General features: G+C 64.9%; 3 protein-coding genes. All 3 read right to left on the bottom strand.

The genetic code is table 11. The features are described from left to right. The coding region (locus JO015_06845; GenBank protein ID MBV9998817.1) for an AMP-binding protein at positions 1–2565 on the bottom strand (2565 nt) is incomplete at its 3' end. A gap of 2 nt (positions 2566–2567) precedes the next feature. Continuing rightward, the gene (locus tag JO015_06840) at positions 2568–7949 is read right to left on the bottom strand and encodes an SDR family NAD(P)-dependent oxidoreductase (GenBank protein ID MBV9998816.1); all 5382 of its coding nucleotides are present in this window, start codon (positions 7947–7949) and stop codon (positions 2568–2570) included. Further along, on the bottom strand, positions 7946–8117 hold a 172-nt coding region (locus tag JO015_06835), incomplete at its 5' end, for a hypothetical protein (GenBank protein ID MBV9998815.1). The genes JO015_06840 and JO015_06835, both read right to left, overlap by 4 nt.

Here is an 8117-nt window from a genome sequence, read left to right as displayed (position 1 = left end):
GCGGCGCACCCGGTCGCCGGAGCGGTAAAAGCGCCGGCCCTGGCGCCAGACGAAGCGTTCGGCCGTCAAGTCGGGCCGGCGCAGGTAGCCGCGCGCCAGGCCGGCCCCGGCCAGCCAGAGTTCCCCGGGCACCCCGACGGGCAGCGTTTCGCCCTGCCGGCCCGCCACCACCGCCTCCACGTTGGCCAGGGGAAAGCCGAGCACGACCGCGTCGTTCCCGGTCCAGTGCACCAGCGAAGTGATGGTTGCCTCTGAGGCGCCGTAAGCATGCAGGAGTGCGGGCCGATTGCCGACTTGCCGGTGCCAGGAAGAAACGCGTGCCGGCTCAACCCGCTCGCTGCCGATAATCACAAGCCGCAGGCTTGGCGGGACGCGCGCGGATCCGTTCTCCATCGCGTCGACCCACTCGTGCCAATAGCCGCTCGGCACATTTACTACCGTGATCCCGTCATTCTCGATTTGGGTGATGAGGTCGATCACCGACGGGACACGATGACCAGAACGTGGAACAACGGCGCCCCCCGATATTAACGTGGGAAAGATTTCCTCCGCCGCGACGTCGAAGCCTGGCGAGGCGAACTGAAGCACGCGATCGGCCTCGCACAGACCCGCTTCGCGGGCGAAAGCAACGCAATGGTTGGTCAGCGAGCGGTGCTCCACCAGGACCGCCTTAGGCGCCCCGGCAGAGCCGGAGGTGTAGACGGCGTAAACCAGGGAAGCCGGATTGCCCGCTGGCAGCGGCAGATCCGGTCGAGGCGACGGCAGTGACGGCGCAGTGACGGCATCGGTCAGGACCATCAGAGGAGCAGCATCGGAAATAATCTGATCCAGGCGAGCCGGCGGGTCATCCGGGTCGAGCGGCAGGTATGCGGCGCCTGCCTTTAGGATGCCCAACAGGGCGATCACCAGTGCAGGACCGCGGGTCAGGGAGACGCCGATCAGGGTGTCCGGACCGGCGCCGCAGGAGACCAGGTACCGGGCAACACCGTTGGCGGCCTGGACGAGATCGCGATAGTTTAACCCGCCCACCGCTGGTGCGTCAGGGGTGCGGGAGGCTTGCGCGTCGATCAACTCATGGACGCATTGATTCGGTACCGGTGCCGTCGTGGCGTTGAATGCGTCGAGTTGTTCGCGCTCACTGACGCTCATCAAGGGGACCAGTTGGGCCGGGACATCGGGCCGGGCAATCAGGCCCTCGATCAACACCTCAAAATGCCTTGTCAACCGCTCGATGGTAGCCTGGTCGAACAGCTCCTTTGAAAACTCCAGCTTTCCGTTAAGGCCCCCCAGCCCTTCCCACAAGTCAAGTGAGAGGTCGAAAATCGATGTTTCTTTATCTAAAAGGTCCGGCATGCCCGGCGCGGAAATAGGGACCGGCGCGGCAACGGTTACCGGCATGTCCGGCGCGGCAACCGACGCCGTCTTCTCGAGGCGAAACATGACTTGATGAAGCGGGTTGCGGCTCAAGTCCCGTTCGGGTTGAAGGTTTTCGACGAGTTTCTCGAAAGGCAGGTCCTGATGGGCGTACGCGCGAATGGCAGTCTGTTTGATCCGGGCCAGGAGCTCTCTAAAAGTGGGTCCGCCGCGCAGGTCGCATCGCAAAACGATCGTATTGACGAAAAATCCGATCAGCCCCTCCAATTCACTACGGGTCCGGCCCGCGACGGGCGATCCCACGACGACGCAATCCTGACCGGTGTAGCGGCCCAACAACAGCGAAAATGCCGCCAGCACCGCCATGAATAACGTGGCCCCGTGCTCCCGGGCCAGGAGCCGCAATCCTGCGGTTACCTCCTCAGAGATACGCACCGGTACGCTGCCGCCCTGAAGGGTAGGTACCGGCGGCCGCGGCCGGTCCGTGGCCAAGTCCAGGACCGGTAAGTCCGCCAACTCGGCGCGCCAGAATTCCAAGAGCGCCTGCAAACGGGCACCGGACAGCGCCCGCCGTTGCCAGAGGGCGTAATCGGCATACGAGATGGGCAGTGGCGGCAACATCACTTCCTCGCCACGGACCCGAGCTGCGTGGAGCAGCCATAACTCCTGCAGAAAAATTGTCATGGACCAAGCGTCGGTGACGATATGATGCATACATACCACGAGCAGCTTCCGATCGCGCAGCACGCATACCCGCAGCAACGGGCCACGCTCCAGGTCGAACGGGCGTCGCGCCAACGTCGCCGGGTCGGCATCGACCTCCACAGCGACCTTCAGGTCCGGATCAAGCCGGGCGAACGGCTCTCCGTCGATGGCGACAAACGTGGTCCGCAAACTTTCGTGACGTTGCACCAGTGCATCCACGGCCCATTGCAATGCATCCAACTCCACGCCCCGGTCAGGCAGCGGTACGCTGGTCACGGTGTTGTACACCGGACTGACCGGGTCGAGCTGCGCCATGAACCATAACCGCTGCTGGCCGAAGGACAGCGCCGTCAGCCCATCCCGCAGCCCCCGTGGAACTGTCTCACGTTCCCGCAGCAGGCGTTCCACCACCGCGCGCCGCTCCGGCGATAACGCAGCCAACCGGGCAGCCAAAGCGTCATTTTCGGATTGGGGGCCGGCCGGCATGGTCAGATCTTCCTCAACCGCCAGATGCCATAGACCAAACGGCCGGAACGCAAACGGTTGTAATTCTCCGAGCCGGGAACAGCCAGGAAATCGTCGAGCACCTCCGGAGCGTTCCCGGCGGTGAAGGCCTGCGCGTTGATCCCAGCGAGTTCCTCGCAGGAGCGTACCACATTCGGAGTGATGTCGCGGGCGAGTTCCATCTCAAACCCCTGCCGGCTGACCAACTCGAGCCGGGAAGCCACTTCCCCGGCTGGAATGGTGTCGGCATACAGGAAAACCCCTCCCGGTTCGAGAATCCGGTGGACCTCGGCGTAAAAGGCGGTCACGTCCGGGTAACTGTGAGATGACTCGATGTTGATGACGCCGTCGAAACTTCCGGCGGGGAATGGCAGGTGCTCGGCATCGCCGCACATGAAGCTGACTTCCGGGTAATGGTGCACGCGCCGGCAGAACTCGATGGCGCCCGGCGAGAGGTCGAGGCCGACGATCTTGGCAGGCGAGAAGAACTGGTGCAGGACCGCGACCGCCCCGCCACGACCGCACCCCACATCGAGTACGCGCCGGCCTGCAAGTTCGCAGTCGCCGACCACTTCCAGGACAAGCTGTATGCGGTTGCGGTTCAGAACTCTGCCGGGGAGTTGGTGAACGGAACGCTCGCCGCGTCCATCCGGGACGTACCCATAATTAAGAAACAACGCGTGCTCGCTGGCGACGCCGGCATTAAGCTGGCCGTTGATCGAATCGTAGAAACATTGAATCGCGGTCTTGGCCGCCAATCCGTCAGTTGCCCGGCTGCGATTGATGGCGTGGACGACGTCGTTTGTCAGAAATCGCTCAGGCGATGGTGGTGACGATGGCGTCGGTCGCGGCGGCTCGGGGGCTTCAGCCAGCAACGCGGCCACTTCTTCATCGGACAGATGCTCGACCTGGTCAAGGATCTCGGCCAAGTCTTCGGAGGGCGCAGCGGCAGCAAGTGCATCGTTGAGCACGCCCGCGAGGCGGGCCACGGTGGGGGCCTCGAAAAGCGCGTGGACCGAAACTTCCACCCGAAACGCGTCACGCAGGCGTGAGGCGGCTTGGATGGCGAGCAAGGAGTGGCCACCGAGGGAGAAGAAGTCGTCGTGCCGGCCAATCCGGTTGATTCCCAACAGCGACTGCCAGACTTGGGCGACGAAACGTTCGACGTCGTTTTCCGGCGCTTTATACTCATTGTCCAGGGTGGGGCGCTCGTGCGTTCCCGCGATGGGATCTGCCTCTGCAGCGGACGTCTCGGTTCGCACCGAGGTCAGCCGGACCCACTGATCAACCCGGGCGTTGAGATCACCAGTCGAAACTGCCACTTGTGCGGGGAAGGCTTTAACCCCTGAGGAGAGCAACTTCCGAAATACCGCCATGCCCTCGTCCCGGGTCAGCGCGAGCCGTCCCTTGCGCGGATTGCAGCTGAAATCCCAGCCATCCCAGTTGATGCTCATCCAGCGCGCGCCCCCTCGTGCCCGACCGGCCGCAAACGCATCCATGAATGCGTTGGCAGCAGCGTAGGCGGCGAACCCGAGCCCGCCGAGCACGGCGGATAGCGAGGAGACAAGCACGCAAAAATCGAGATGCTCGTCCTTTAGGGCGGAATCGAGTACCCGCAACCCGTCGACCTTCGGCCGGAGGTGGCGCTCGCACGCAGCAGGCGCCATCTCCTTAACCGGGCCAAAGGCGTCGGCTTCAGTGGCGCCCGCAGCGTGGATGACACCGTGCAGCGGGCCGAATTCGGCTTTTATCTGATCAATGACAACCCTCAGCCGCGTGGCATTGCACACGTCCGCGCTCATGGGAAGTACCCGCGCGCCTAACCGTTCAAGGGTTTGGACTCGGGCTAGTTTGCGGCTGATCGGGTCCTGATTTCCATGTACGGCAACCCAGGTTAACCAATCGCGCCGCGCCGGAATTTCAGCGCGGCCGATCAAGACGAGATTCGCCCGCACGGTCCGGGCGATAGTCTCAGCGAGAGCCAGGCCGACGTCCCCGAGTCCACCGGTCACCAGGTACGTCCCGCCTTCCCGCAAAACGCTCGGCTGAGGCGCTGCCGGAGGGAGCTTCTCAAATTCCTGCACCCATCGGTGGCTGCCACGGCAAGCGACAACCGGCTCGTTGCATCCTCCCGCCAACTCGGCCACAAGCATCGCCGGGTCAGTGCCAACGTCCAAATCGATATTCCGGCACCTAACGTGCGAAAATTCCTGTGGGATAACCTTGCAAGGCCCGAGAAGCAGCGCCCCGTTGACTTGCAGCGCCTCGCTGCCAGTCACGTCATAGAGGCTGCGGGAAACCGCTACGATCTCGAGCGACCCGATCTGACCGGCGCCCGTCCATGCCTGGGCCAGGAACAGAAGACCGTAGAGATTCGTGCGTTCATGTCCCGCCAGACTCCACAAGTGCACGACGCGTGCGGGCGTGAGCATCTCCGCCTTAAGCGTCCCGATAAGCTGCCGGTAATGGGGCTCATGATCCGGGTCGAGCCGAAACTCGTGGGGGCCGGCGCGGTCAAACGTGACGCCGGGCATGACGCGGACGACCTGCCGCCCGTTGCTGGTCAACTCCCGGGCGACGGCCTCGCCCAAAGCTCCCCCATCATCAAAGACGAGCCATGGCCCCGGCAGCAGGTCTAGGGATGTGACCGGCGCAGTCCGTCGCCAGACCGGCACCCAGACCCAATCGTCCGGTGATCCGGCCTTGATAACAGGAGACGATACGGGTGCCGCAGAGGCGGAGCGGCGCGGCTTGGCATCGATCCAATAGCGCTGCCGCTCGAAGGGATAAGCCGGCAGAGCGACCCGACGACGCCGGACATGCCCCTGAAAGCCGCCCCAGTCGATGTTGACGCCGGCCAGGAACAACTGCCCAAGGGCAGCGATGAGGTGGCGCTCGTCGTCGCCCCGGTCTAACGAATGCGGCAGGCTGGCCATAAGGACGCGCTCTCCCGCGGCGCCGTGCAATCGTGCCAGCCCGGTGAGCGTCTGGCCGGGACCCACCTCGAGCAGGATGCGATCCGGGTCCTCCAGCAGCGTCCTGAGACCGTCGCCGAATCGTACGGTACCACGCAAATGAGCGGTCCAGTACGAGGGATCGGTCGCTTCGGTGTCACTGATCCAGCCGCCGTGCAGGTTGGCGATCCACGGGATCACTGGCTCGTGGCGTGGAGTCGCGCCGAGGCGGGCCGCAAACGGTTTGAGGATCGGGTCCATCATCGCCGAATGGAAGGCGTGTGAGGTGTGCAACCGAGAACCCGGCAGCCCGCGACTGGCGAGTGTACGCTCCAACGCCGCGATGGCTGCTTCGGGGCCGGAAACCACGCACTGCGCCGGACCATTGACCGCCGCGAGCGAGAGCGCGCCGTCGAGCAACGCGCGGACCGCCGTCTCCCCCAGAGGCACTGCCAGCATCGCGCCTTGCGGCGTCGCCTGGACCAGCCGCCCCCGCTCGGCCACCAGGGCAAGGCCGTCTTCGAATGAAAAGGTTCCGGACACGCAGGCCGCCACGTACTCGCCCACGCTGTGGCCGAACAGCGCGTCGGGTCGCACCCCCCACCGCATCCATAACTGCGCAAGCGCGTACTCGACTGCGAACAGCGCGGGTTGAGCGATTGCGGTCTGGCGCAGACATTCCTGCGCGCGGGTAATTTCGCCCTCGTCCGGGAAAATGATGCGCCGCAGGTCCAGGCCGATCCAGGGGCGCAGTAGCTCTGCCGCCCGGTCCAACTCCGCGCGGAAGAGGGGCTCCGTGGCGTACACCCGAGCCGCCATGCGCACATGCTGGGCACCCTGGCCTGGGAACAGGAAGGCAACCGGAGGGGAGGATCCGGCCGCGACGCGGGCGGGCAGCCGGCCGGCCAGAGCCGTGACGGCCTCTGTGCGATTCGTTGCAACCAGCGTCCGCCGATGCGGCAACGGCACGCGGCCCGATTGCAGCGTGTGGGCGACGTCGGCCAGCTCGAGCTCCGGATGGGCGCTCAAGTGCCGGGCCAGGTTGGACGTCACGGCATCAAGCGCATCTGAGGTCCGCCCCGAGAGCACGATCAGCTGGTGTTCGCGGCCCGCATCGACCGGTGGCCTCGGCGGGCTCTGCGCAACCACGACGTGGGCATTCGTGCCGCCGATTCCAAACGAGCTTACGCCCGCCCGCCGCGACCCAGGCCAGGCCCGCAGCTCCCGGTTGACGAAAAATGGACTGGCGGGAAGATTCAGGGCGGGATTAGCCTCGCGGAAATGCAGCGTCGGCGGAATCTGGCCATGTTCGACGGCCAGCACCGCTTTGATCAGGCCCGTCACTCCGGCAGCCGCATCAAGGTGGCCGACGTTCGTTTTCACCGACCCGAGCGCGCAGTAGCCGCACTTGCCGGTAGCTTTCCTGAAGACTTCGGTCAGCGCCGCGACCTCGATGGGATCTCCGAGCGGCGTACCCGTACCGTGCGCCTCGACGTAGCCGATCTGGTCGGGGCTGACGCCGGCCATTGCGTGCGCCCGGGTGATTACCTCGGCTTGGCCGTCCACGCTCGGGGCGGTATAGCCCACTTTCCGTGAGCCGTCATTGTTAATGGCCGCGCCGGTGATGAGCGCGTGCACGTGGTCGCCGTTGGCGAGGGCATCGTCAAGCCGTCGGAGCACCACGATGCCGCACCCGTTTCCGCCGACGGCACCCTGGGCCTGCGCATCAAAGGCGCGGCAACGGCCGTCCGGGGATAAGATCCCGCCCTCCGTATAGAAATAACCGGTGCGCTGCGGAACGACGATGGAGACCCCGCCGGCAAGTGCAACGTCACATTGCCGGGTGAGCAAGCCTTGGCAGGCGAGAGCCACGGCGACGAGCGAACTGGAGCACGTGGTCTGAATCGTCACCGCCGGGCCATGCAGGTTGAGCTTGTATGCGACGCGGGTCGTCAGGTGGTCCTTCTCATTACCGGTCGAAAGCTGGAAGTGACCGACCAGCGCCGCGAGTTCGGGGTCGGCTTTCAATCGCTCCTGATAAGTGCCCGGTCCCGTCCCTGCGTAGACCCCGATCAGGCCGGCGAAACCGAACGGGTTGTACCCGGCATGCTCGAGGCTTTCCCAGGCGCATTCGAGAAAGATGCGGTGCTGAGGATCGATGATTTCGGCCTCGCGCGGATTGTAGCCGAACAGGCCGGCGTCGAAAAGTTCGATCCCGTCCAGGGCGCCCCCCGCGTTGACGAACCGCGGATCGGCCCGTATCGACGGAGAGATGCCCTCAGCAGCGAGCTGGTCGGCGGAAAACCGGGCGATGGATTCGACTCCCTGGCAGACGTTCTTCCAGAACGCATCGACATCGAGCGCGCCAGGAAAGCGCCCGCTCATTCCGACAACCGCAATTGCGTTGCTCATGTAATCTCCTTGGCAAGGTGGGCGGCGAGGGCATGGATGGTGGGCCGGCGGAACAGTTCCAGGATGGGGATGTCGCGGTTGAGGCGCTTGGCCAGGCGCGCCTGCACCCGCACCAGCAGCAGCGACTGGCCCCCCAGGTCAAAGAAGTTGTCGTGCACCCCCACCTCA

The sequence above is a fragment of the Verrucomicrobiota bacterium genome (genome assembly GCA_019247695.1).
In the GTDB taxonomy this organism is placed as follows: Bacteria; Verrucomicrobiota; Verrucomicrobiia; order Chthoniobacterales; family JAFAMB01; genus JAFBAP01.
Note: the sequence above shows the minus strand (reverse complement) of the source record. Positions and strands in the feature narration are given on the sequence as shown.